This window comes from Neisseria musculi, assembly GCF_014297595.2.
GTDB classification, from domain to species: domain Bacteria; phylum Pseudomonadota; class Gammaproteobacteria; order Burkholderiales; family Neisseriaceae; genus Neisseria; species Neisseria musculi.
Genome location: NZ_CP060414.2, coordinates 2,711,396 through 2,734,352, shown reverse-complemented (window position 1 = coordinate 2,734,352; position 22,957 = coordinate 2,711,396). Strand labels below are relative to the sequence as shown.

Genomic DNA, 22,957 nt, shown 5'->3' with positions numbered 1-22,957 from the left:
ACCTTGAAAGGAGATGTTGATTATGGGCTTCAAACCGATTCCCACGCTGGTTGCGCTGGCATTGGCTTTGGCCGTGTGGCTGGTACCCGTGCCGGACGGCGTGTCGGTGCAGGCGTGGCACCTGCTGGCACTGTTTGTGGGCATTGTGGCCGCCATTATCGGCAAAGCCATGCCCATCGGGGCGGTGGCGGTGATTGCCATCACGCTGGTTGCGCTCACCGGCATCACCGTGCCGGAAGTGGACCCCGAAACCGGCAAAGCTGTTGCCAAACCCGCTGCACAGGCCGCCAAAGATGCGTTAAGCAGTCTCAACAACCCGCTTATTTGGATGATAGGCGTGGCGATTATGATTTCGCGCGGCCTGCTCAAAACGGGCTTGGGCACCCGCTTCGGCTATATGTTTATCGCCATCTGGGGCAAACGCACCCTCGGGGTGGCCTACAGCCTGGTGATTTCCGATCTGCTGCTGGCGCCGGTTACACCCAGCAACACTGCACGCGGCGGCGCGATTGTGCACCCGGTGATGCGCGCGATTGCCTCCAGCTTCGATTCCGAGCCTGAAAACGGCACCGAAGGCCGCATCGGCAAATATTTGGCGCTGGTGAATTATCATGCCAATATTATTTCGTGTATGCTGTTTATCACCGCCACCGCGCCCAACCCGCTGGTGGTGAAACTGATTGCCGAGGCCACCGGCTCGGAGATTTCGCTCACTTGGGGCACTTGGTTTGCCGCTATGGTGGTGCCGGGGATGGTGGCGATGATTCTGATGCCGCTGATACTGTTTTGGCTCTACACGCCCGAGATCAAACACACCCCCAACGCCACCGAACTGGCCAAACAAAAGCTCAGGGAAATGGGGGCAATGAGCCGCCACGAATGGATTATGCTCGGCATTTTCGGGCTGCTGCTGATATTGTGGGCAGGTATTCCTGCCATGATTTTCGGCAAGGCGGCCGAAATGGATGCCGCCACCACCACCTTTATCGGCCTGAGCCTGCTGCTGCTCACCGGCGTGCTCACTTGGGACGACGTGCTGAAAGAAAAAAGCGCATGGGACACCGTGGTTTGGTTTGCCGCGCTGGTGATGATGGCCACTTTTCTCAACAAACTGGGGCTGATCGGCTGGTTTTCAGGCGTGTTGGAGAGCGGCATTTCCGGTCTCGGCTTAAACTGGGTTGCCGGCTGCGCCCTGCTCACGCTGGCCTATATCTATTCGCACTATATGTTTGCCAGCGGCTCCGCCCAACCGCAAAACGGCCAACCCTTTCCATTTGATTTCTACCGCATTCCAACAGATGCAGAACCGGGCAACCATCAGGCCGTCTGAAACGTTCAGACGGCTTCACCCGTTAATACTGCCGCCTGCCGCCGCGCAAAAGCGGGGAAGCCGCCCGGAGAGTGTGTTGGAAAAATAGAGTCTGTCTGAAAAATATGCTTAAAAATAATATGCTTGAAAAAACTTTTGGCGAATCTGTTAAAAAAACCGTCTGAAAATTTCAGACGGCCTGATTCGGTTGAGGCATTAGGCTTTGCGCCGCAAACTCAGCGTGCGCCGCCGAATGCGCCGTTAGCGTTATCGGCAGTGTTACGGAACGTGCCGGTAACATAGGCGGCGTTATTGCCGTAGAAAGCGCCTTTGGTTTCCACGCCGTTTTGGGTGCCGCTGAAAGTATTGCCGCTGATGCTGCCGCCGAATTTCAGTGATGCAGGGGCGGTGAAGGCTTCGTGTTTTTCAATGCCTGAAAGGGTAACATCGATTTTTTTCGCGGCAAAATCCACCAGGGCTTTGGAAGTTGCGGTGGTGTATTTGCCGTTCATGCCGTACACGGCTCTGCCGTCATAGGTGGCGGTGCCGCTTTGCGGCATATTGGCGGTGGGCTCGGTGCCTTGGGCGAACACTACGGTTTGGCCGTTAATTGTACGGTTGCCGAAACGGGTGAGCGCGGAGCCGCCGGTGATTTCGCCGTTGTAGTTAAATATGCCGGCAGGGCCTATGGTGATGCTGCTGTTGGGGAACGCCGGGAAGAGGTCGATGGTTTGGCCGTTTACAACCAATTTTTTCAAATCGTTGGTGGTGGCGCCCGAGATATACTGCACGCCGCCCACGGTGTTTTGGCCGACTCCCGGAGAGCCGGCACCGGGGTTGGCGGCGGAAGGCGGGGTGGGCGTGCTGCCGGTGTCGGGGCTGCCGCCGCCTCCGCCGCCGCAAGCGGCTAAAGCCAAAGCAGAGAAAACAGCCAAGGCAGGCAGGTTAATGTATTTTTTGCTCATCATTCCAGTCTCCTAAAAAAGTTTACAGGAAAGCCTCAAAGCAGCCGCCTTTTGGCTCAACCATAATGTTATCTTACTATTTTGTAATGCATAAATCAAGGGGCTGTACTAGATAACTAGGGAAATTTAACTTCAGGTTAGAATAATCCCTATGAGAAAAAGTCGTTTAAGTCAGTACAAGCAAAACAAACTGATTGAACTATTTGTTGCAGGTGTTACCGCCCGCACAGCGGCGCAATTAGTTAGCGTCAATAAAAATACCGCTGCCTATTACTTCCACCGTTTGCGCTTACTTATCTATCACAACAGCCCGCATCTGGAAATGCTTGATGGTGAAGTAGAAGTTGATGAAAGCTATTTTGGCGGACAACGCAAAGGCAAACGTGGTCGCGGTGCGGCTGGCAAAGTGGCTGTATTCGGGCTTTTGAAGCGTAATGGTAAGGTTTACACCGTTGCCGTACCCAATACACAAACTGCGACTTTATTGCCAATTATCCGCGAGCAAGTGAAGCCTGACAGCATTGTTTATACCGATTGTTACAAAAGTTATGACGTTCTTGATGTGAGCGAATTTTCACATTTTCGGATCAATCACAGCACACATTTTGCTGAGCGACAAAATCACATTAACGGAATTGAGAACTTTTGGAACCAAGCAAAACGCCATTTACGCAAGTTTAACGGCATTCCCAAAGAGCATTTTGAACTGTATTTGAAAGAGTGTGAATGGCGTTTTAACAACAGTGAGATAAAATTTCAAATTTCTATTTTAAAACAATTAGTAAAGCAGGATTTGTTCTAGTTATCTAGGACAGCCCCTAAATCAATATTGCATATGCTTTTTAATTATCGGTATACGCCGGGCGCAGGCATCATGCGGGTTGCGGCCGCTTTGCCAGGGGCTGTATTGCCGGCGGCTGCCGCAAACCGGCTTCATTTCCGGCACAAGGCGGCAAACTGCGGGCAAAGCAGGCTGCACAAAACCGGCTCCGCCGCCGCCAAAAAAAGCAGATCCGCCATATTGCCCCTGCGGGCTGTGCCGCCCGGCAAAAAGGCCGTCTGAACAGATTTTCAGACGGCCAGAGGCCTTTTCAAAATTCATTCAGGCCGTCTGAAATATCCAACCATCGCCATTCCCGCACAGCGGGCTTGCGAAACCAATGGCGGGGCTGAAGCATTGCAGACGGCATTAAGATTTTTTTGCAAAGGTATCGGCCTTTGCAAACGGTTTCAAAATTTTAAACCGGGGCGTGCTTCAAACGCTCACGCCGGCCGCACGGGCAACAGCCAAGCCTTCTTCCACCGGCATATACACGGGATTTTCAGGCAGGCGGCGGCGCACAATATCGCCCCGGCGGAACATCACGAGCTCGTTTACGGCCAACTGCTGCCAGATTTCGTTGCCGGTGAGCGGCAGGGTGGCAATCACGGCCACTTTGTCGTTGGGAGTGGTAACGGCGGCAAAATCAACCTTCACATCATCGTCAATCAGGTGTGCCTCGCCAAACGGGGCTTTGCGCACGATATAGTGCAAAAGCGTGCTGGCGTGGGCAAACAGATATTCGCCGTCAGACATCACAAAATTAAACAGCCCGTGTGTGCGGATGGCGGCGGTTAAATCCGCCACCGCGTCAAACAGGGCATGTTCATCAGGCCGCTCGCAAAAGCGGCGGCGCAATTGTTCTAAAATATGGCAGAACGCGCGCTCCGAATCGGTGCTGCCCACCGCGCGGTAAAAACCGCCCTGTTCGGGAGCAAAGTTTTTCAGATGGCCGTTGTGGGCAAACAGCCAGTATCCGCCCCACATTTCGCGCATAAACGGGTGGGTGTTGGCCAGCGAAGTCTGCCCCTGCGTGGCTTTGCGGATATGGGCAACCACGTTTTCCGATTTGATTTGATAGGCCTTCACCAAATCGGCCACCGGCGAATCGGCGCTGGGTTTGTCGTCATGAAACAGGCGCACGCCCCGGCCTTCGAAAAAGCCGATGCCGAAACCGTCGGCGTGGTGGTCGGTGAGCCCGCCGCGCCGGCGGAAGCCTTCGAATGAAAACACGATGTCGGTAGGGGTGTTGCAGTTCATGCCGAGCAGTTGGCACATAATGTTTGCCTTATTGTTTTATAAAACATTACCGCCCCGCCGGGCGGCCGAAACGGTATTGTGGGGCAAAACGGCTTTTTTTAAAAGTGCCGCAGAATCCCCCTCTGCGCGGGCAAAACGGCCGGGCACAACAATTTGGCAAGGATACGGGAGACGGCCGGCGCAATATGGTTTGGCAAAACAACTGAGATTGCGGGCAAGGCAGCGGCAAGGCGGCATTAACCAGCCGAAAGGCCGTCTGAAAACTTTTTCAGACGGCCTCAATTTCATTCCACACCGCCAACCAAACCCCTGCGGCTCGACCCGGTTGAACCAATTTCAAACAAATTATTTACTCCACGCGGCAAACATTACGGCACCACCCGCCCCATGCGGCAGCCAAAGCATCGGGAGCCTGGCGCAGTGCGGCCGGGTAAAGCAAAGGGCGGCATTGCCCAGCCGAAAGGCCGTCTGAAACTTTTTTCAGACGGCCTGTGTTTCATTCCAAGCCGCGCGCAATCCGCCGCATTGCCACCAACCCAAACGCCGTATGGCGGCAAAGCGGCGGGGCTGTTGATATAGCCGGCACAATGCGGCCGGCAAAGCAGCGAGGGCTTGGTGCAATATGGTTTGACCAAACAATCGGGGTTGCGGGCAAGGCAGCGGCGAATCGGCATTGCCCAGCCGAAAGGCCGTCTGAAACTTTTTTCAGACGGCCTGTGTTTCAAACGGCCTGTGGTGCCGGCAATCCTGCCCGGGGCGGCGGTTTCAACCGGCCAGGCCGCCGATATACCGCACCAGCGTGATGGCGCTCAACACCGCCATCAGCACCACCACCACGATGCCGGCGGCGGTCATCCATTTCGGGTGGCGGTAGGTGCCGACAATATCGGCGCGGTAGGCGGCCAGCAGAATCAGGCCGAGCGAAATCGGCAGAATCAGGCCGTTGAGCGTGCCCACCAACACCAAAACCTGTGCGGGGCGGCCCACCGTGGCCAACACCAGCGTGGAAATCAAAATAAAGCCGATAATCCATCTGTTTTTGTTTTTCTCGATAGACGGACTCAAGCCGGCAATAAACGACACCGAAGTGTAGGCCGCGCCGATTACCGATGTAATCGAAGCCGCCCAAATCACCACACCGAAAATCAACAGCCCGGCGTGGCCGGCCGCATACTGAAAAGGCGTTGCCGCCGGGTTTTGCGGGTCGAGCGCCACACCTTGCGACACCACGCCCAACACGGCCAAAAACAGCACCACCCGCATCACCGAGGCAATCAGAATGGCCGACACCGAGCTTTTGTTTACTTCGGGCAGCGCATCCCTGCCCTTCACGCCGGCATCGAGCAGGCGGTGTGCACCGGCAAAGGTGATGTAGCCGCCCACCGTGCCGCCCACCAGCGTAACGATGGCCACGGCATCGAGTTTTTCGGGCACAAACGTGCGCAGCGCGGCCTCGCCCAGCGGCGGCGAAGCGCGCCAGGCCACATAGAGCGTGAGCGCAATCATGATAAAGCCCATTATCTGCGCAAACTTATCCATCGCCCTGCCCGCTTCGCGGAACAGAAAAATGCCCACGGCGATGCCGCCGCTGACCATCGCGCCCGTTTCGGGCGAAAGCCCGGTGAGAATATTGATGCCCAGCCCCGCACCGCCGATATTGCCGATATTGAATGCCAGCCCGCCCATCACAATCAGCAAGGCGAGAAAATAACCCGCACCGGGAAACACGCGGTTGGCAATATCCTGCGCATATTGTTCCGACACGGCGATGATGCGCCAGATATTCAACTGCGCGCCGATGTCGAGCAGGATGGAAACCAGAATCACAAAGCCGAAGCTGGCCAGCAGGCTTTGCGTGAATGTGGCGGTTTGGGTGAGAAAACCCGGGCCGATGGCCGAAGTGGCCATTAAGAAAGCCGCGCCGATCAGCGCATTGCGGCGGTTAGAATTTGAGGGCATGATATTTCTCCTTGATTGTATTGCGGTTTGTTGCAACCTTGTTTTCATCGTATGAATAAAAACACAACCACCTGATGTTGATATTTCGACAGGTCATTGTATTGGAATCCCAACCTACTGTTTATATGATATTTCTATGGCAATATTTATAGCATATAAGCCGTCTGAACCGACATTTATAACCCTATGGGCTTTCTTTAAGCTGAACAAAATCAAGTGAACGCGCGATAGTTATGGAAAATGCGAATAAAATATAAAAAAATACGCAATACGCCGATTTCTAGAAACTTTCCCTCTAAAACAAATGGTTTGCTTAATAAGCCGGATTTTACTGAGTATTCGGACGAACCGCTTACCGTCAATATGGAAGCGCCGGCACTGCCTGCTGCCTTACCATATTCCTCCTGAAAACCGTTTACATTCCGAAGCCATAAAAAGCCGTTAATCAAGCCTTTCAGACGGCCTTGACCGCAATGCCTTCCGCACACAAAGCCGCGCGGATTTTATCGGCAAACTCAAGGGCGTGCGCACCGTCGCCGTGCAGGCAGATGCTGTCGGCCTGCACCGCTGCGCGGCTGCCGTCTGCCGTGGTTACGCTGCCTTCGCGCACCATCTGCAACACCTGCGCAATGGCTTCTTCATCGCTTTCTATTTGGGCATCGGGGCAGTTGCGCGGCACCAGCCTGCCGTCCGGCAGGTAGCGGCGGTCGGCGAATACTTCCGAAATCACACCCAAACCCGCCGCCCTGCCCGCCTCCAGCAGCAGGCTGCCGGAAAGCGCCATCAGTTTCAAACCGGGGTTGAAACGGCGCACGGTATCGGCCACGGTTTCCGCCAATGCGGCATCGGCAGCTGCCTGGTTGTATAGCGCGCCGTGCGGCTTCACATAGGCCGTCTGAACGCCTGCCGCATCACACAATGCCTGCAGTGCCCCGAGCTGGTATTGCAGGCAGGCGCGCAGCTCGGCGGCAGGCAGCGTCATCGCGGTGCGGCCGAAATTTTCGCGGTCGGGGTAGCCGGGATGCGCCCCCACGCGCACACCGTATTGCTTTGCCCAGGCAAGCGCGCGCTGCATGTCTGCGGCACTGCCCGCGTGCAGGGCGCAGGCGATGTTTGCCGATGACACCCGCTGCATCAATGCGCCGTCATTGCCGCAGCCTTCGGCCAAATCGGCGTTCAAATCAACATACATTTTCGGCTATCCTTTTAATCTGGTTTAAATAAGCCTGATTGCGGCGTTGCAGTTGCGCGGCTTCATGCGGTGCAATCATTCTGAAGAAGATTTTGCTGCCAAAGCGGATTTGTGCCAGCCGCCCCAAATCGGCCGCTGCCACACAGGCAATTTTCGGATAGCCGCCGGTGGTTTGCGCATCGGCCATCAGAATAATCGGCTTGCCGCCCGGCGGCACCTGCACCGTGCCGAACTGTACGGCGTGCGACAGCATTTCGAGCGGCTCTGCCAATTCGAGCGTTTCGCCTTCGAAGCGGTAGCCCATGCGGTTGCTGCCGCTTTGCAGCGTCCACGCGTTCTGCCACAGCACCGAATGCGAGCGGCAGGTGAATGCGCCGTATTCCGATGAAGGCAGCGCGTGGATGCGGTGTGAAGGCGTGGGCGGCGCAATCCCCACACAGCGGGCTTGCGCACCGCTGCGCCGAAGCAGCGGCACTTCATCTCCTTTGCGCAGACACCGCCCCTCAAAGCCGCCGAAACCCGCCCTCAAATCGGTGCTGCGCGAACCGAGCACCTGCGGCACATTGAAACCGCCCTGCACACACAAATAGCCATACATGCCCTGCACGGCACGTATCAGTTTCAGCGTCTGCCCTTTGTGCGCGGTATAACGCCAATAAGAATAAACCGGCTCTCCCCCGAGCTGCGCCTCGTAAACCGCACCGGTGATGCAGAAAGGCGTATCGCGGTCAAACGAAACACTCATGCCGCCCAAAGCAATTTCCACCGCCGCCGCCCCTTCGGGATTGCCCAGCAGCAGATTGCCCGCGCGCAGCGACAGCGTATCGATTGCGCCCGCATGGCCGATGCCGTAGCGGCGCAAACCGTAACGCCCCAAATCCTGGATGTGGGCCATTGCCTGAGCCTCAGCCACATACATCATAGCAAAATCCTTTCTGCCACAAACTCAACCGTATCACCCGCTGCCAGCAGGGTGGGCGGGTCGGCATCCAGCCTGAACAGCGGGGCATCGGTGCGGCCGATAACCTGCCAGCCGCCGGGCGAAGCAAACGGATACACGCCCGTTTGGCTGCCGCCTATGCCCACCGACCCGGCTGGTACTTTGATACGCGGCACGGCGCGGCGCGGCGTGTGCAGGGTTTCCGGCAGCCCGCCCAAATAGGGAAACCCCGGCTGGAAACCCATCATAAACACCGTATAAACAGGCTCGGTGTGGCGGCGCACAATCTCTTCGGGGGAAGTTTGGTGGAAAGCCGCCACCTCGGCCAAATCTTCGCCGAACTCGCCGCCGTAAACCACGGGGATACGCACATGCCGGCCTTGTTTGCCCCTGCCCGCGCCGGTTTGCGCCCACAATGCGCAAAGGCCGTCTGAAAACGCCTGCAAATCGGTATCCGGGCGCACAAACACCGTTAAATTATTCATACCCGTTACCGCCTCTTCTGTTTCAGGCAGAGCCTGCACCGCATCGGCAAACGCCCACAACCGCTGCTGTTTCGGCAACTCCGCAGGCGGCGTCAACACACAGGCCAGCGCAGATTCGCTGATTGGAACAATCTCGATTGCAGACATAACCATCACCGTATTCTGTTTTGTAGTTTTATGTAGTAATTTTATATTAACCTTTTCAATAGGTTTGTCAAGGCCGCCTGAAAAAACGTTTCACCCCCCCTTAAAATAACCAAAAAAATGATGTGTTTTAAACCGCTTTCCTATAAAATAGCTCAATTGCATAACAACGGCGGGCTCAATTCAAACCGATGCAGGGCGGCTTGCAAAACCGCCCTCTTCGAGCCTCCTGCCAAACAATATCAATAAAGGGAAAATATGCGTTACCACGGCACCATCATGCGCTGGGACTACGAACTCGGCTTCGGCTTTATCAAAGAAGAACAAACCAAAGCGGAAATCTTCGCCCATATCGGCGAATTTGAAACCGAAAATCCGCCGCCGAGAGACGGCGAAACCGTATCGTTTGAAATCGTCAGCAACCAGCGCGGCACCGAAGAAGCCAAAAACATCGAATACCTCAACCGCCGCCAACCCGCTGCGGCAGCAGCCGAACCAAACGAAAACTCCCCCAAAAACCTGAACCGCTGGCTCGCCGGTATGGCCGCCGCGTTGGTCGGCATCCCCCTGCTCGGTGCCGCCGGCTATTACGGCTTGGATTATTGGCAGACCTACCGCGCCGGCCAAACCAACAACGCCGTTGTGGTAGACGAAGTTGCCGAAAAAATGCTGGCCGAACGCCGAGCCTGGAAAGAAGCGGTGGAGGCAACCGAAAAACGCCGCAGCCCGAAAGCGGCGGCACAGGCCGCCGTAACAACCGCCTTCACCTGCGACGGCAGGGAACACTGCTCGCAAATGAAGTCTTACGAAGAAGCCGAATTCTTTTTGAACCACTGCCCCAATGTCAAAATGGACGGCGATAAAGACGGCATTCCCTGCGAAGAACAATTTGCTGCCGAAATCAGCCGCGAATCGGCCAAACGCGCCGGCGAAGCCGATAAAGGCTTGAAATGGTTTGACGATCATATCGGGGATCAAAACCGGCGCAAACCGTAACCACCGCCCGCCCGGTGCAGCGGCACCCCGAAAATCTGCACAGGCCGTCTGAAAGCCGTCTGCCCGCTTTCAGACGGCCTGAAGCATTGATAAGCCGTTGCCGACATCTTAAAACACCCGCTCCCGCCCAAGCCTTTATCCGATATTTTTTGCTTTTCAAAACCCGATAAAAAAGCATCATGCCAAAAGCGGCGGTGGCCGATTCAAGTTTCGGATAAGGGACACTTTTCCTACCGCAAACCCACTCATTTCCGATATATAACGGCCGGCCGGAAACACCGTCAGTCAAACCTATTCTGCTGCCTTGCAGCAGCTTGCCAAACCGTTCTCTCCGAGCCCAAGCGCCGCATCAGAATAAAGAAAACCTGCTGCCGCCCTTTCAGACGGCCTTGAAGCCTGTGCCAAACCCAAAGAAACACCACCAAACGTTTTTTCGCCCGCCATTCCGGCGGTAGAAGTTCATATCTAAAAAAGCAAAAAAACATTTTATTTCAGCAATTTGAAAAATTCAAGCCAGATTTTCGCCTGCACGGAAGCGCAATGGGCTTACGAAACTGATAACCGTATTCCGGCCTTTCAGACGGCCTATTGAGATATTTTTACAAAAGTCTCCCGCAGTGCCGTTACCGGCCGGGGGTACAGACCGTGTGGGAGTATTGCAGAGCCGGAGATTTTCAGACGGCTCCAACTTACGATTATATTTTTGATGATAACGGCAAGGTATAGCAGAGTCGTAAATTTTCAAACGGAGCCAACCGCCTGCGCAAAACTGCCGCCCTTCCGTGCCGCCGCCCGCCCGAAAAAAGCCGCACTCCTGTGGGAAAAGCTACAATCCCGCGCTGATTTCTTTTAAAATAACGCCCAAACCCGCAGGCCGTTTCAGACGGCCTTCACCTATTTAATCTATCTGGTTTAATCTATTTGGGCATAATTTAAATGAACCTACACCAAACCGTTTCCCGGCAAGCCGAACAAGCCTTTGCCGCTGCCGGTATTGCCGGCGCCCCGGTGATTTTGCAGCCCGCCAAAAACACCGATTTCGGCGATTTCCAAATCAACGGCGTGATGGGCGCGGCCAAGCAGGCCGGGCAGAACCCGCGCGAATTGGCGCAGAAAGTGGCCGCCGCGCTCGCAGGCAGCCCCATAATCGACAGCGCCGAAGTGGCCGGCCCCGGCTTTATCAATCTGCGCCTGAGTGCCGACTTTCTGGCCAAAAACCTTCAGACGGCCTTAAACAGCACGCGTTGCGGCGTGGCCGAAGCAGCAAACAGGCAAACCGTGGTCATCGACTATTCATCACCCAATCTCGCCAAAGAAATGCATGTCGGCCATTTGCGCTCCAGCATCATCGGCGACAGCATCGCCCGCATTCTCGGCTTTTTGGGGCACAGCGTTATCCGCCAAAACCATGTCGGCGACTGGGGCACCCAGTTCGGCATGCTGGTGGCCTATATGGTCGAACGGCAGCAACACAACAGCGGATTCCAACTTTCTGATTTGGAACAATTTTACCGCAACGCCAAAGTGCGCTTCGATGAAGACGCTGCCTTTGCCGACACCGCCCGCGAATATGTGGTGAAGCTGCAAAGCGGCGATGAAGCCGTGCTGGCTTTATGGAAGCAGTTTGTCGAGATTTCCCTGCGCCACGCGCAAAATGTGTACGACACACTGGGCTTGCTGCTCACCCCCGCAGATGTGGCGGGCGAATCGATTTATAACGGTGATTTACACAATATCATCAACGAATTGGGCGAAAAAGGCCTGGCGGTGGACGATAACGGCGCCAAAGTAGTGTTTCTCAACGAATTCAACAATCAAAACGGCAATCCCGCCGCCTTTATCGTGCAGAAACAAGGCGGCGGCTTTCTCTATGCCACCACCGATTTGGCCTGTGTGCGCTACCGTGTCGGCCGTCTGAAAGCCGACCGCCTGATCTATGTGGTCGATACCCGCCAAAAACTGCATTTCGAGCAGCTCTTTGTTACCGCCCGCAAAGCCGGCTGGCTGCCCGAAAACGTGCAGGCCGACTTTATCGGCTTCGGCACCATGATGGGCAAAGACGGCAAACCGTTCAAAACCCGCTCGGGCGACACGGTAAAACTGGCCGAACTGCTCAGCGAAGCGGTGGAACGCGCCACCGCCCTGGTTCGGCAGAAAAACAGCAGCCTGGGCGCGCAGGAAGCAGCGGAAATCGGCCGCACTGTCGGCATCGGCGCAGTGAAATACGCCGATTTGAGCAAAAACCGCACCAGCGATTATATGTTTGACTGGGATTTGATGCTCAACTTCGAAGGCAACACCGCGCCCTACCTGCAATATGCCTACACCCGCGTACAAAGCGTGTTCCGCAGAGCCGGAGAATGGGATAAAACCGCCGCTTTAACCTTAAACCAACCGCTCGAAAAACAATTAGCGGTGGAGCTGCTGAAATTTGAAGACGTGCTGCAAAATGCCGCCGACACATCCTACCCGCATTATCTGGCTGCTTATCTCTATCAAGTGTCCGCACTGTTTTCCCGTTTTTACGAAGCCTGCCCGATTCTGAAAGCCGAGGGCCAAACCCGCAACACCCGCCTGCAGCTGGCGGCATTAACCGGCGAAACGTTGAAACAGGGTTTGCAACTGTTGGGTATCGAAACTTTGGAAGTGATGTAGGCCAAGCCCTAAAAATACAACAACCACAATCACAACCGGCATTATTCTGAAATTTATACAACATATTTATACGGAAAGCGTATAATATTAATATGTTAAACATAAACCGTAAGAATGATGCCGGTTTTATTTTTTTCTTTTATTTCAAAGCATTGATTTAATCAAAAGGACATTACGATGAAAACGACACTCCATCGGAAATACCTACCGGCCTTACTGGCCGCGCTGGCATTGTCTGCCTGCGGCAGCGGCGGTTCCAAGCCGACCGCCATGCCCCAGCCCAATCCCAAAACAGCGCAACCCGCACCGCCCGTAGCGAAGCAGCCCGAAGAACCACCCGTGGCAAAACAACCCGAACCGCCCGTGGCTGCGCCCGAACCGCCCAACCCGCAACCGCCCGCACAGCAAGAGCAGATGCCCGAAACCGATGCCGAAGTATTCAAGCGCCTGCAACTGCGCACGCAAAACGGCATTGAAGGCGAAGATTTAATGAAACTGGTATTGAACGACCGCGATAAAAAAATCGAATTGACCCTGCTCAACCCTGAAAACCAATTCATCAAACATGAAGCCAGAACCCTGCGCGACAGCGCGGGCGGCTTAATCGGCTATTACGGCTATGCCCTGGTGAACAAGCCGCTGAAAAACGACTTCGGCGAGTATGACGGCTCGCAGCAGCTTTATTTCGGCCTGCTGGATGCCGATGAAAGCAAACGCCAACGCCCCGAAGGCTTGGAAGAAATCAGCTATCGGGGCAATATGCTTTACCGCTACCGCGCCGCCCCTGCCGAAATTCTGGAAGCAGACGTTTCCGCGCGCTATTACGGCAAAGAAAAAACCATGTCTCTCAACATTCACGACCGCAACGGCGGCTTATGGACGCTGCACCGAGAGCGTGCGGCCAACAGCAGCAACCGAGTGGCGGTTGACGAACGGGGCGCTGTTGCCGGCCATCTGTTTTTCAGCGGCTCGGACGGCGGCAGGCGGGAATTCAACGGCACATTCAACGGCGGTCTCTACGGCCGCAACGGCAGCGTGCTCACCGGCCACGCATCACACGAAGGCCGAAACGCATGGGAAGGCGTGGTGGGTGCAAAAGCCGCCCAATAAGCGGGGGCTTGAGTCGAAAACCACCGCTCGGCCGGCAAAGGCCGTCTGAAAAGCATGTAAACATGCACCCCGTTTCTTGGGTGCAATATAAGGCCGTCTGAACAGATTTTCAGACGGCCTTTTTTGGGAAAATACCCGCCGTAACGGCATCAAGCCGTTTCCCAAATCTTTCAGACGGCCTCAGATGCAGAAAACCCCGCATCGTTTACACTTTTCCGTTTTCTGCCCGAAGGCCCGTTTTGGCGTTTCGAAAGGCCACAAATGCCCGAAAACGCAGCAAAGCCGCGTAATGCTTAAAAAGCCGAAAATCACGAACCGCCCCGGGCCGTTTGAAAACACAGGCCGTTTGGTATAAAAAATGTAAACCACCCGGCTTTTGCAATACTTCAGGCCGTCTGAAAAATCTGCATCGAGCAGATTGTTCAGACGGCCTGCGGCTTTCGCAATATTCAAAAAAACATCACAAAAAATTTATCCGCCGCCATAAGCTTCCCAAGTCCGCCGCACCTTCGCCGCCGGCGGAATGGCAAAGCAAATAACGTTATCCGTTTTCAGACGGCATTCAGAGATTTTTGCAAAAACCTCAGCGGGGTTTGGGTACTAAACAGCCGACCCGGCACACGGGGTAACCGTGTGCCGTACGGCGGCCTTTCTGTCATGCCCGTGCTGCCGCGCTGCAAACCTTATCCGCATCAAAAAACTTCAGGCCGTCTGAAAGATTTGCATCGGCAGGCTTTTTCAGACGGCTCAGACCCTTTCAACATTCAAAACACGGCGAAAAATTTATCCGCCCCGCCGCCTGCCCGCAACCCCCAATCCCCTGCCCTGCTTGATTGAACACACCGGGCTGCCCCGGCGCCGCTCACACCCCCAAATACCCTTCCCTGCTCGAGAGCCAGCGGTTTAAATGTGCTTCAACGATGTCCGGCCGCTCTTCAATCAGCAGGGCAGCGGTTTCGCGGGCTTGCTCTAAAAGCTGCAAATCTTCTTCAAGATTGGCAAAGCGCAGCATGGGCACACCGCTTTGGCGGGCGCCGAGAAATTCTCCGGGGCCGCGTATGGTTAAATCTTGGCGGGCGATTTCAAAGCCGTCTGTGTGCTCGTAAATCACTTTCAGGCGCGCTTTGGCCAAGTCGCTCAATGGTTCGGCAAACAGCAGCACGCAGGAGCTGGCGGCGGCGCCGCGCCCCACCCTGCCGCGCAGTTGGTGCAGTTGCGCCAGGCCCATGCGCTCGGCGTGCTCAATCACCATCAGGCTGGCGTTGGGCACGTCCACGCCCACTTCAATCACGGTGGTGGCCACCAACACATTCAGACGGCCTGAGATAAATTCAGCCATCACGGCGGCTTTTTCGGCAGGTTTCATGCGCCCGTGCACCAGGCCGATGTTCAGTTCGGGCAAGGCCGTCTGAAGTGTTTGCAGGGTTTCGGTGGCGGTTTGCAGTTGCAGGGTTTCGCTTTCTTCAATCAGCGGGCAAACCCAATAGGCCTGCTGTCCTTTTTTGCATGCGCCCAACACCAGCCCTTCCACTTCGGCGCGGCGCGCGCTGTTCACCAGGCGGGTTTTAATCGGGGTGCGGTTGGGCGGCAGCTCGTCAATCACCGAAACATCAAGGTCGGCGAAAAAGCTCATGGCCAGCGTGCGCGGAATGGGGGTGGCCGACATCATCAGTTGGTGCACATCCTGCCCTTTGTTTTTTAAGGCCAAACGCTGCGCCACGCCGAAACGGTGCTGCTCATCGACAATCACCAAACCGAGATTTTGAAATTCAACATCGTCTTGAAACAGGGCGTGTGTGCCGACTGCGATTTGGGTGAGGCCGTCTGAAATGGCGGCTTTATTGGCTTCTTTGGCCTTTTTGCGCTGGCTGCCGGAGAGCCATGCCACGCTCAAACCCAGCGGCTCGAACCATTGTTTGAACTTGGCGTAGTGCTGTTCGGCCAGAATTTCAGTGGGCGCCATCACCGCCACCTGGCATCCTGCCTCAACGGCGGTGAGTGCCGACAGCGCGGCCACGATGGTTTTGCCGCTGCCCACATCGCCTTGCAGCAGGCGGTGCATGGGGTGGGGCTGCTGCATATCGGTGCGGATTTCGGCCAATACGCGCTGCTGGGCGGCGGTAAGCGCAAACGGCAGCGCGGCGAGCAGTTTGTGCGACCATTCGCCCGTGCCGCGCAAAGGCCCGGCCTGCCCGCTGATGCGTTTCTGCCGCGCCAGCCGCATCGAAAGCTGCTGCGCAAGCAACTCGTCAAACTTCAACCGCTGCCAGGCGGGCAGGGTGCCGTCTGAAAGCTGCCGAACGGTGAAACTCGGCGGCGGCGCGTGCAGCAGGCGCAGGCTTTCGGCCAAATGCGGCAGTTTCAGACGGCCTAATAATTCGTTTGGCAGGGTATCGTGAAGGGGAATGCTGTCTAAGGCCGCCTGAACGATGCGGCGCAGCGTGGGCTGGTTGAGGCCGTTAACGGTGGGATACACGGGCGTGAGGCTTTCGGCCAGGCTGCTGCTTTCGGCATCGCGTATTTTCGGGTGTATCATCTCATCGCCGTAAAACCCGTGTTTGATTTCACCCACCGCGCGGATGCGTTTGCCTGCCGCGAGCTGCTTTTGATGGCCGGGGTAAAAATGGATAAAGCGCAGATGCAGCACGCCGCCCGAACCATCGCGTATCTGCGCAACCAGCTGTTTGCGCGGTTTAAACTGAATTTCTTGATGAACCACTTCCCCTTCCACCTGGCACGGCGTGCCGACCGGCGCATCGGCAATCGGCATGATGTGTGTTTCGTCTTCATAGCGCAGCGGCAGGTGCAGCACCATGTCCCACGGCGTGCAAAGATTGAGCTTGGCGAGCCTCTTGGCGGCGGCATCGTTGATTTTGAGCAGCTTTTGGTGTTCGGGGTTCATACAGTGAATCCAATGAATTGAAAGCGGCAGGCGCGGCCATTTTAAACGATTTTTCATTGCCAACGGTATCCGCAGGGTATAGAAAAGGCCGTCTGAAAATAGGCTTTCAGACGGCCTTTTGCCCGCCATGCGTGCATCACAATAAAAACATCGTTGCCAGCCCCAGAAAAATCAGAAAACCGCCCGAGTCGGTTACCGCAGTAATCAGCACCGAACTGCCCAGCGCGGGGTCGCGGCCGGCTTTCTCCATCGCCACCGGAATCAGCACGCCCACGGTGGCAGCAAGCAGCAGATTGAGCGTCATCGCGGCCACCATCACGAAGCCTATGCCTGCGCTGCTGTAGAGCAGCCATGCAACCACGCCCATCACCGTGCCCCAAATCAGGCCGTTTACCAGCGCCACGCCCACTTCTTTTTTCAGCAGCCGCCGCGCCTGCACGCCGGAAATCTGCCCCACCGCCATTGCGCGCACAATCATGGTGATGGTTTGGTTGCCCGAGTTGCCGCCTATACCCGCCACAATCGGCATCAGCGCGGCCAGTGCCACGATTTTTTCGATGCTGCCCTCAAACGCGCCGATAACGCGGCTGGCAACAAAGGCCGTGCACAGATTCACGGCCAGCCACACCCAGCGGTTTTTCACCGAATCCCAAATCGGCGCAAACAGGTCTTCCTCTTCCTGCAAACCGGCCATGTTCAACATATCGGCTTCGCTCTCTTCGCGGATAACGTCTACCATCTCATCGATGGTGATGCGGCCGATCAGCTTTTGGTTTCCGTCCACCACCGGGGCGGTTACCAAATCGTAACGCTCGAACGCCTGCGCGGCTTCTTCAACATCGTCTTCGGGGCTGAAGCGCACCACATCGGTGGCCATCACGTTTTCCACCTGCTCTTCGGGGTCGGCCACCAACAGCTTGCGTATCGGCAGCACGCCCTGCAGCACATCGTTTTCATCTACCACGAAAATTTTATCGGTGTGGTCGGGCAGCCTCTCAAAACGGCGCAGGTAGCGCAACACCACTTCGCAGGCCACATCGGCGCGGATACTCACCAGCTCGAAGTCCATAACCGCGCCAACCCGGCCGTCTGCATACGACATCGCCGCCCGCACCTGCGCGCGCTCTTGGGCATCGCGGGTTTGCAGTGCTTCATACACCACCTGGTGCGGCAGGCCGTCTGCCAGCTCGGCCAGCTCGTCTGCGTCCAAATCGTCAACGGCGGCGAGCAGCTCTTCTTTGTCCATCGACTCGATCAGCGTTTCGCGCACCGCATCGGAAACTTCCAGCAGCACTTCGCCGTCTTCTTCGGGCGAGGCCAGGTGCCACACCATCGAGCGTTCTTTGGGCGGCAGCGATTCGAGCACCGCCGCCACATCGGCAGGGTGCAGCTCGTGCAGCACGGCAATCAACTCGACCAACCGGGCGTTTAAGGTTTCGTCTTCAACCGGCAGATTGTTTTCAATCTGCTCGGCAACGGGCAGCAGCACTTCGGCAAGCGCGTGCACGCGTTCGATGTCGAGCGGCACCCGTGCGGCTTTGTCTGTTTCGGCAGTTTCGGGGGAATTTGCTTCGATGCTCATAAATACTCCGCCCGCCTGAAGCGCGGGGGCAGTATTCGGGCGGGATGGTTAAACGGTGGGTTTGTGTGTTGCGGGTGATGGATGGGGAAGTTCCATGATGCGTGCCTGAAGCATGCAGGCAGGTGGTTGGAAACGGCGCGTATTCTACACCTTTTCAGACGGCCTTACCAAGATTTACAGAAACGGCAGTAAAATAAACCGATTTTCCCCGGCAGTTTTAACAGCACCGCCCAAGATAGGAAACATCATAGACAAACCAAAATGGTTGAAAGAATTTAACCGCCCGAAAGCAAAAAAACCTCTGCGCCGCCCGTAACAAATCCGCAAAAGCAACCAGGAGCAGCAACCATGAAGCCCAAACTGATTATTTTCGACTGGGACGGCACGCTGGCCGACACCACCGGCCCGATTATCGACACCTTCCGTCAAACCTTCGCCGAGTGCGGCCTGCCCGCCCCCGAGGCTGCCGACATCAAAAAACTCATCGGCTACAACCTCGTTACCATTATCCGCCACCTTGCGCCCGATGCCGATATCCACACCAAAGAGCAACTGGCCGAAACCTACGCCCACCATTATCTCAACCCCAACAACCACAACATGAAGCTGTTTGCCGGCGCCGTTCCCTGCCTGCAAACGCTTAAACAGCAAGGCTATTGGCTGGCGGTGGCCACCGGCAAAAGCAGAAGCGGGCTGGAGAAGGCCGTCGCCCAAACCGGCACCGCCGGCTTTTGGCTTGCCACCGCCTGCGCCGGCGAGCAGCCCTCCAAACCCGCGCCCGATATGGTGTTCAAGCTGTGTGATGAGCTGGGGCTGCACCCTGCCGATGCCCTGGTGGTCGGCGACACCGTTTACGATTTGGAAATGGCCGCCAACGCCCGCGCCCGCGCCGTGGGCATCACCACCGGCGCACACCCGGCAGCGCAGCTGCGGCAGGCGGGCTGTTTGGCGGTTATCGATGATTTGGCCGAACTGCCCGGGCTGCTGGCCGGGCTGTGAAAGGGGGCTAGAAGTTTCAAGCTGATGTTTTTGCAAAAACAGCCGTCAGGCCGTCTGAAACGCCCGAACACCGCCTGCTTTCACGCCGCGCAGCCAACGGCATGAAAAATGCAAACAGCCCGCCCCTTGCCGGCACCGGCCGTCTGAAAACCGCCGCCGGCAAATGCCCGGCCGCCCGCGCCAATTCAGGCATGCCCGGCGGGGGACGGGCCGCTTTGAAATCACGGCAGTATCGGCATGGATACCGTTTGCGGCGTCCGCCCTGCGGCAACCCCGCCTGCGACACCCTCCAAAGGCCGTCTGAACGGTTTCAGACGGCAACACCCGCCACTGCGGCAGTTCGGGCGGGGCAGCGCGACCCTTTGCCCGCGCAAACCGCGTACTTGGCCAGACGCGGGCGCGGCCATCCATATTCGCCCGCTTTCCCGTCAACCCTACGCAGCCGCAGCTTTCAGACGGCCCAGCGTGAGCCTGTCCAACCCCGCCAAATCCTGCTGCGTTTCCACCTGCGCAAATCCGTTTTGTGCAAACAGTGCCCGCACCGCCGCGCCCTGGCTGCAGCCGTGTTCCAGCAGCAGCAGGCCGCCCTCTTTGAGCCGCCTGCCCGCACCCCGCGCCAAGATGCGGATGGCGCTCAGGCCGTCTGAAAAATCGGTGAGCGCGTTTTGCGGCTCGAAACGCAAATCGCCCTGCTGCAAATGGCGGTCGCCCGCTTCGATATAGGGCGGATTGGAAACGATGATGTCGAAGCGCCGGTGTTCAGACGGCCTGAGCGCATCAAACCACGAGCCGCAGGCAAATCCGATGCATGCGCCGAGCGCGCGGGCATTGGCGGCGGCGGTTTGCAGGGCTCGGGGGCTGATGTCGGAAGCGCACACGCGGGCATCGGGGCGTTCGAGCGCAACGGTGACGGCGATGATGCCGCTGCCGGTGCCCAAATCCCACACGCTGCCGCCCTGCGGCAGGTGTTCGAGCACGGCTTCAACCAAATGCTCGGTTTCGGGGCGGGGAATCAGCACGCTGCCGTCCACTTGGAACATGCGGCCGTAAAATTCGCGCGTGCCAAGAATATAGGCCACGGGCTCGCCGCGGATACGGCGTTCGGCCAGCGCATCGGCGGCGGCGGCCACGGTATCGGGCAGCGGCTCCTGCCCGCGCGTAACCAGTTGGGCGCGGGTGTAGCCGCCGGCGTGCTGCAACAGCATACGTGCTTCGTTTTTGGGCAGCGGGCAGGCTTGCAGCCATTGATCGAGGGTTTGCGGCATGGTGTGGAAAAATGGTTTCAGACGGCCGGGATTATATAGCGGATACGGCGTAAGCGGCGGGGTGTGTGGGATTGTGGCCGGTGCGTTGCAGAAACACCGGCCGCAATCCCGGCAATGTTCGGAAACCATCACCATAACCCGCCCTGCCCGACAGCCCGCCGGCCTGCTGCAATATTTCAGGCCGTCTGAAACTCTTTTCAGACGGCCTGATGTTTACCGCTAAAACCGCTTAGCGGCGGCTGCGCTCGTAAACCGGCATCACTTCCGGCAATATTTTGCGGATAGCCGCCATACGCGCATTGTTGGTGGGGTGTGAAGAAGTGATGGCGTTTAAGGCATTGTTGTTGTCGCCCACACGGTTCATTTTCTCCCACACCGAAACGGCCGCCTGCGGGTTGTAGCCCGCCTGCGCCATCAGGCGCACGCCGAGCATGTCGGCTTCGCGCTCCTGGCTGCGCGAAAAAGGCATATTCACGCCGTATTGGCTCAACAGGCCGAAAGAAAGGCCGACAGCATCGCTGCTGATGCCGGTGCCGGCGGCCAAAATCGAGCTGCCGACATTAACGGCCAGGCCGGTCAATACCTGCTGGCCGATGGCTTTTTTGCTGTGTTCGAGCAGGGCATGCGCCATTTCGTGGCCGACTACGGCGGCGATTTCGTCATCGCTCAGCTTCAGGCGCTCCACCATGCCGGTGTATATCGCCATTTTGCCGCCCGGCATCGCCCATGCGTTCAGCTCGTTGGATTGAATCACACTCATCTGCCAGTTGAACGGCACGCCGGTTTGGTTAGCACGCTCGGCATAGGGGCGCAGACGGTTGAACACGCCGTGGATGCGGCGCGAGGTTGGCGAGGCGGTGTCGAGCAGCTGCCTGCTGCGCGCCTGCTGCATCGCCCGGCTGTAGCTTCTGGCGGCACTTTCGTTAAGGCTGCTGCTGTCGTAACCGACCATATCGGCTACCGAGGTGCAGCCCGCCAAAGCAGCGGCAAGGGCGGCGGCGGCAAGAATCGAGCGTAGGAGGAAGGCTGTTTTCATCGGGATATTCCCTGTTGCAGAGATGGGCAAAACACATATTTTCAGACGGCCTTCAAGCAAAATCGGGCCGTCTGAAAAACTTCGCAGGCATCACATCTGTATCGTGCCGCGCACGGTGATGCTGACTTCTTCGGTGCCGGGGCTGGTGTGCTCCGGCACGGGGGCGGCGGCTTCGTCAGACACGGCCGCAGCTTTGGCAGCGCGCATCATCACCGGCGTGCCGCTGTCGATCGGGCGGCTGCCGATTTGGCCGAAATTCAAACGCACGATTTTATAGTTGCGGAAACCCATGGCTTTGGCGAGCGCAGCGGCGCGGTCTTTAAAGCGGGCTAAAGCGGCTTGGCTCACTTCGTCCAAAGCATCTTGGCGGTTTTGTTTCGACACTTTGAACGTGAGGCTTTCCAAATCGGCATCGCTGCGGCTTTCTGCAACCAATTTGTTCAAGGCTTCAAAGTTTTTGCTTTCCACCTGCACCACCGCCTGCTCTTCCCAACCGGTTTGCGTGCGCTTGCCTTTGCTGTCGTATTCGTAGCGGGGGGATGCGCTGCGGTGCAGCAGTTCGGATTTAAACGGCGCAGCCGAGGCTTTGCGGGTAACGTTGTTGAGTTTTTTCACGAAATTGCCGCTCACGGTTTCACGGCTGCGGCCTTCTTCATGCACGCGCAGGTTCACCGTCATGGTGTCGCGCAAAAGCTCGACACTGGCACTTTCGGAAAATTCAACCACATTATAATGGAGCGTTTCGGCAGAAGCAGGCAGTGCGGCACCCAGCATCAAGGTGAGCAGCGCAACGGGTTTCAATAAGGTTTTCAGCATGGTTTTGGCCTTTGCGGTAAAAATATGACGGTAATCGGGCAGAAAAGCGGCGTTGGCAAAATATGGCGCCGCGGCAATGCTTGAAACACTATCATTTTTCGGCACGTTTTCAAACTGTTTTTTGCCGAACGACCCAAACAGGGATTCGGTCGGTGGCACACCCGACACTTGCTGCACATTGCTTGGCGGGCAACACGGCGGCTTCCGGCAAGGCTTAAGGCCGTCTGAAAACAAATCTTTGACTTTCAAACGGCCTGCGGGCGGTTTTCAGACGGCCGCCAAACAGCTTCCCGAGCGGCACGCCCCGCCGTATCCGCAGCGGTGCCCAACCTGCCGCAGGGGCAGGATAAAGATTTTTCCGATAGCCGGCAGCAGCTTTCAATAAGGACAAAAGCCGTCTGAAAACAAAGACTTGCCTTTCATACGGCCTGCGGGCGGTTTTCATACGGCCTGCAAATAGCTTCCCTGGCGGCATATAAAAAGGATAAGATTCAGCTGTTACGCCACCGCGCCGTCAAACCG

The 22,957-nt window shown here is 56.8% G+C and carries 20 protein-coding genes and 1 pseudogene; 9 read left to right on the top strand and 12 right to left on the bottom strand.

Translation table 11 applies throughout. From position 1 onward, the window contains the following. Positions 1-22: 22 nt before the first annotated feature. Positions 23-1,246: pseudogene (locus tag H7A79_RS14095) on the top strand (DASS family sodium-coupled anion symporter); the annotation flags it as partial. 299 nt (positions 1,247-1,545) lie between these two features. Here the strand turns inward: H7A79_RS14095 and H7A79_RS14090 are convergent. Next, complete coding sequence (locus H7A79_RS14090) at positions 1,546-2,277, bottom strand: transferrin-binding protein-like solute binding protein (protein ID WP_187000576.1); 732 nt, start codon at positions 2,275-2,277, stop codon at positions 1,546-1,548. A 148-nt stretch (positions 2,278-2,425) separates the two neighbouring features. Between H7A79_RS14090 and H7A79_RS14085 the strand changes: the two genes are divergently transcribed. Continuing rightward, the gene (locus H7A79_RS14085; RefSeq protein ID WP_186999880.1) at positions 2,426-3,076 is read left to right on the top strand and encodes an IS1595 family transposase; all 651 of its coding nucleotides are present in this window, start codon (positions 2,426-2,428) and stop codon (positions 3,074-3,076) included. A gap of 453 nt (positions 3,077-3,529) precedes the next feature. Here H7A79_RS14085 and H7A79_RS14080 read toward each other — a convergent pair whose 3' ends face one another. After that, a complete protein-coding gene (locus H7A79_RS14080; protein WP_135034071.1) occupies positions 3,530-4,372 on the bottom strand; it encodes a class II glutamine amidotransferase in 843 nt (280 codons plus the stop codon). A gap of 402 nt (positions 4,373-4,774) precedes the next feature. Here H7A79_RS14080 and H7A79_RS14075 point away from each other — a divergent pair, with 402 nt between their 5' ends. Then, complete coding sequence (locus tag H7A79_RS14075; RefSeq protein WP_187000575.1) at positions 4,775-4,933, top strand: hypothetical protein; 159 nt, start codon at positions 4,775-4,777, stop codon at positions 4,931-4,933. Positions 4,934-5,119: 186 nt separating this feature from the next. Here the strand turns inward: H7A79_RS14075 and H7A79_RS14070 are convergent, their stop codons facing one another. The 4 genes from H7A79_RS14070 to pxpB all read right to left on the bottom strand — a co-directional run bounded on the left by H7A79_RS14070 (position 5,120) and on the right by pxpB (position 9,077). Continuing rightward, complete coding sequence (locus H7A79_RS14070; RefSeq protein WP_187000574.1) at positions 5,120-6,313, bottom strand: NRAMP family divalent metal transporter; 1,194 nt, start codon at positions 6,311-6,313, stop codon at positions 5,120-5,122. A 454-nt stretch (positions 6,314-6,767) separates the two neighbouring features. Next, on the bottom strand, positions 6,768-7,505 hold the full coding sequence (pxpA, locus tag H7A79_RS14065) for a 5-oxoprolinase subunit PxpA (protein ID WP_187000573.1): 738 nt from the start codon (positions 7,503-7,505) through the stop codon (positions 6,768-6,770). Further along, positions 7,495-8,427, bottom strand: a complete 933-nt coding sequence (locus H7A79_RS14060; protein WP_187000572.1) for a 5-oxoprolinase subunit C family protein — start codon at positions 8,425-8,427, stop codon at positions 7,495-7,497. The genes pxpA and H7A79_RS14060 overlap by 11 nt, the downstream gene beginning before the upstream one ends. Then, positions 8,424-9,077 carry a 5-oxoprolinase subunit PxpB gene (gene pxpB / locus H7A79_RS14055; RefSeq protein ID WP_187000571.1) on the bottom strand — a complete coding sequence of 218 codons (654 nt, stop codon included), beginning with the start codon at positions 9,075-9,077 and terminating at the stop codon, positions 8,424-8,426. The genes H7A79_RS14060 and pxpB overlap by 4 nt, the downstream gene beginning before the upstream one ends. Positions 9,078-9,332: 255 nt before the next feature. On the opposite strand from pxpB, the gene H7A79_RS14050 reads away from it, so the two are divergent. After that, positions 9,333-10,070: an excalibur calcium-binding domain-containing protein gene (locus H7A79_RS14050; RefSeq protein ID WP_187000570.1), complete on the top strand. Its 738-nt coding sequence runs from the start codon at positions 9,333-9,335 to the stop codon at positions 10,068-10,070. On the opposite strand, the gene H7A79_RS14045 is transcribed toward H7A79_RS14050, so the two are convergent. After that, the gene (locus tag H7A79_RS14045; protein ID WP_256359850.1) at positions 10,049-10,177 is read right to left on the bottom strand and encodes a hypothetical protein; all 129 of its coding nucleotides are present in this window, start codon (positions 10,175-10,177) and stop codon (positions 10,049-10,051) included. The genes H7A79_RS14050 and H7A79_RS14045 overlap by 22 nt on opposite strands. 829 nt (positions 10,178-11,006) lie before the next feature. Between H7A79_RS14045 and argS the strand changes: the two genes are divergently transcribed. From argS to H7A79_RS14030, 3 genes are all read left to right on the top strand, one after another. Beyond that, positions 11,007-12,725: an arginine--tRNA ligase gene (argS, locus tag H7A79_RS14040; protein ID WP_187000569.1), complete on the top strand. Its 1,719-nt coding sequence runs from the start codon at positions 11,007-11,009 to the stop codon at positions 12,723-12,725. Positions 12,726-12,902: 177 nt separating this feature from the next. Continuing rightward, a complete protein-coding gene (locus H7A79_RS14035) occupies positions 12,903-13,835 on the top strand; it encodes a hypothetical protein (RefSeq protein WP_187000568.1) in 933 nt (310 codons plus the stop codon). Positions 13,836-14,492: 657 nt separating this feature from the next. Then, a complete protein-coding gene (locus tag H7A79_RS14030; RefSeq protein ID WP_135034063.1) occupies positions 14,493-14,672 on the top strand; it encodes a hypothetical protein in 180 nt (59 codons plus the stop codon). 25 nt (positions 14,673-14,697) lie between these two features. Here H7A79_RS14030 and recG read toward each other — a convergent pair whose 3' ends face one another. After that, positions 14,698-16,737, bottom strand: coding sequence for an ATP-dependent DNA helicase RecG (recG, locus tag H7A79_RS14025; protein WP_187000567.1), 2,040 nt, complete (start codon positions 16,735-16,737; stop codon positions 14,698-14,700). 136 nt (positions 16,738-16,873) lie between these two features. Then, positions 16,874-18,319 (bottom strand): magnesium transporter, encoded by a 1,446-nt coding sequence (gene mgtE, locus H7A79_RS14020; protein WP_187000566.1) that lies wholly within the window; start codon positions 18,317-18,319, stop codon positions 16,874-16,876. Between the two features lie 348 nt (positions 18,320-18,667). Between mgtE and H7A79_RS14015 the strand changes: the two genes are divergently transcribed. After that, positions 18,668-19,318: an HAD-IA family hydrolase gene (locus H7A79_RS14015; protein ID WP_187000565.1), complete on the top strand. Its 651-nt coding sequence runs from the start codon at positions 18,668-18,670 to the stop codon at positions 19,316-19,318. Positions 19,319-19,752: 434 nt separating this feature from the next. On the opposite strand, the gene prmC is transcribed toward H7A79_RS14015, so the two are convergent. Beyond that, on the bottom strand, positions 19,753-20,583 hold the full coding sequence (prmC, locus tag H7A79_RS14010) for a peptide chain release factor N(5)-glutamine methyltransferase (RefSeq protein WP_187000564.1): 831 nt from the start codon (positions 20,581-20,583) through the stop codon (positions 19,753-19,755). On the opposite strand from prmC, the gene H7A79_RS14005 reads away from it, so the two are divergent. Continuing rightward, positions 20,582-20,806 carry a hypothetical protein gene (locus H7A79_RS14005; protein ID WP_135034058.1) on the top strand — a complete coding sequence of 75 codons (225 nt, stop codon included), beginning with the start codon at positions 20,582-20,584 and terminating at the stop codon, positions 20,804-20,806. The two genes, prmC and H7A79_RS14005, sit on opposite strands and share 2 nt — an antisense overlap. Positions 20,807-20,812: 6 nt before the next feature. Here H7A79_RS14005 and H7A79_RS14000 read toward each other — a convergent pair whose 3' ends face one another. Then, positions 20,813-21,619: a M48 family metallopeptidase gene (locus tag H7A79_RS14000; protein ID WP_187000563.1), complete on the bottom strand. Its 807-nt coding sequence runs from the start codon at positions 21,617-21,619 to the stop codon at positions 20,813-20,815. Between the two features lie 90 nt (positions 21,620-21,709). Further along, entirely contained in the window at positions 21,710-22,684 is a 975-nt protein-coding gene (locus tag H7A79_RS13995; protein WP_353663625.1) for an SIMPL domain-containing protein, read from the bottom strand. Positions 22,685-22,957: the final 273 nt, after the last annotated feature.

Bases quoted from the DNA above. Each gene is read 5' to 3' on its own strand.
- prmC (WP_187000564.1), bottom strand. From the start codon at position 20,583: ATGCCGCAAACCCTCGATCAATGGCTGCAAGCCTGCCCGCTGCCCAAA.
- H7A79_RS14085 (WP_186999880.1), top strand. From the start codon at position 2,426: ATGAGAAAAAGTCGTTTAAGTCAGTACAAGCAAAACAAACTGATTGAA.
- H7A79_RS14050 (WP_187000570.1), top strand. From the start codon at position 9,333: ATGCGTTACCACGGCACCATCATGCGCTGGGACTACGAACTCGGCTTC.
- H7A79_RS14030 (WP_135034063.1), top strand. From the start codon at position 14,493: ATGCCCGTGCTGCCGCGCTGCAAACCTTATCCGCATCAAAAAACTTCA.
- H7A79_RS14090 (WP_187000576.1), bottom strand. From the start codon at position 2,277: ATGATGAGCAAAAAATACATTAACCTGCCTGCCTTGGCTGTTTTCTCT.
- H7A79_RS14035 (WP_187000568.1), top strand. From the start codon at position 12,903: ATGAAAACGACACTCCATCGGAAATACCTACCGGCCTTACTGGCCGCG.
- pxpB (WP_187000571.1), bottom strand. From the start codon at position 9,077: ATGTCTGCAATCGAGATTGTTCCAATCAGCGAATCTGCGCTGGCCTGT.
- H7A79_RS14060 (WP_187000572.1), bottom strand. From the start codon at position 8,427: ATGATGTATGTGGCTGAGGCTCAGGCAATGGCCCACATCCAGGATTTG.
- H7A79_RS14005 (WP_135034058.1), top strand. From the start codon at position 20,582: ATGGTGTGGAAAAATGGTTTCAGACGGCCGGGATTATATAGCGGATAC.
- pxpA (WP_187000573.1), bottom strand. From the start codon at position 7,505: ATGTATGTTGATTTGAACGCCGATTTGGCCGAAGGCTGCGGCAATGAC.
- H7A79_RS14015 (WP_187000565.1), top strand. From the start codon at position 18,668: ATGAAGCCCAAACTGATTATTTTCGACTGGGACGGCACGCTGGCCGAC.
- mgtE (WP_187000566.1), bottom strand. From the start codon at position 18,319: ATGAGCATCGAAGCAAATTCCCCCGAAACTGCCGAAACAGACAAAGCC.
- H7A79_RS14045 (WP_256359850.1), bottom strand. From the start codon at position 10,177: ATGTCGGCAACGGCTTATCAATGCTTCAGGCCGTCTGAAAGCGGGCAG.
- argS (WP_187000569.1), top strand. From the start codon at position 11,007: ATGAACCTACACCAAACCGTTTCCCGGCAAGCCGAACAAGCCTTTGCC.
- H7A79_RS14080 (WP_135034071.1), bottom strand. From the start codon at position 4,372: ATGTGCCAACTGCTCGGCATGAACTGCAACACCCCTACCGACATCGTG.
- recG (WP_187000567.1), bottom strand. From the start codon at position 16,737: ATGAACCCCGAACACCAAAAGCTGCTCAAAATCAACGATGCCGCCGCC.
- H7A79_RS14070 (WP_187000574.1), bottom strand. From the start codon at position 6,313: ATGCCCTCAAATTCTAACCGCCGCAATGCGCTGATCGGCGCGGCTTTC.
- H7A79_RS14000 (WP_187000563.1), bottom strand. From the start codon at position 21,619: ATGAAAACAGCCTTCCTCCTACGCTCGATTCTTGCCGCCGCCGCCCTT.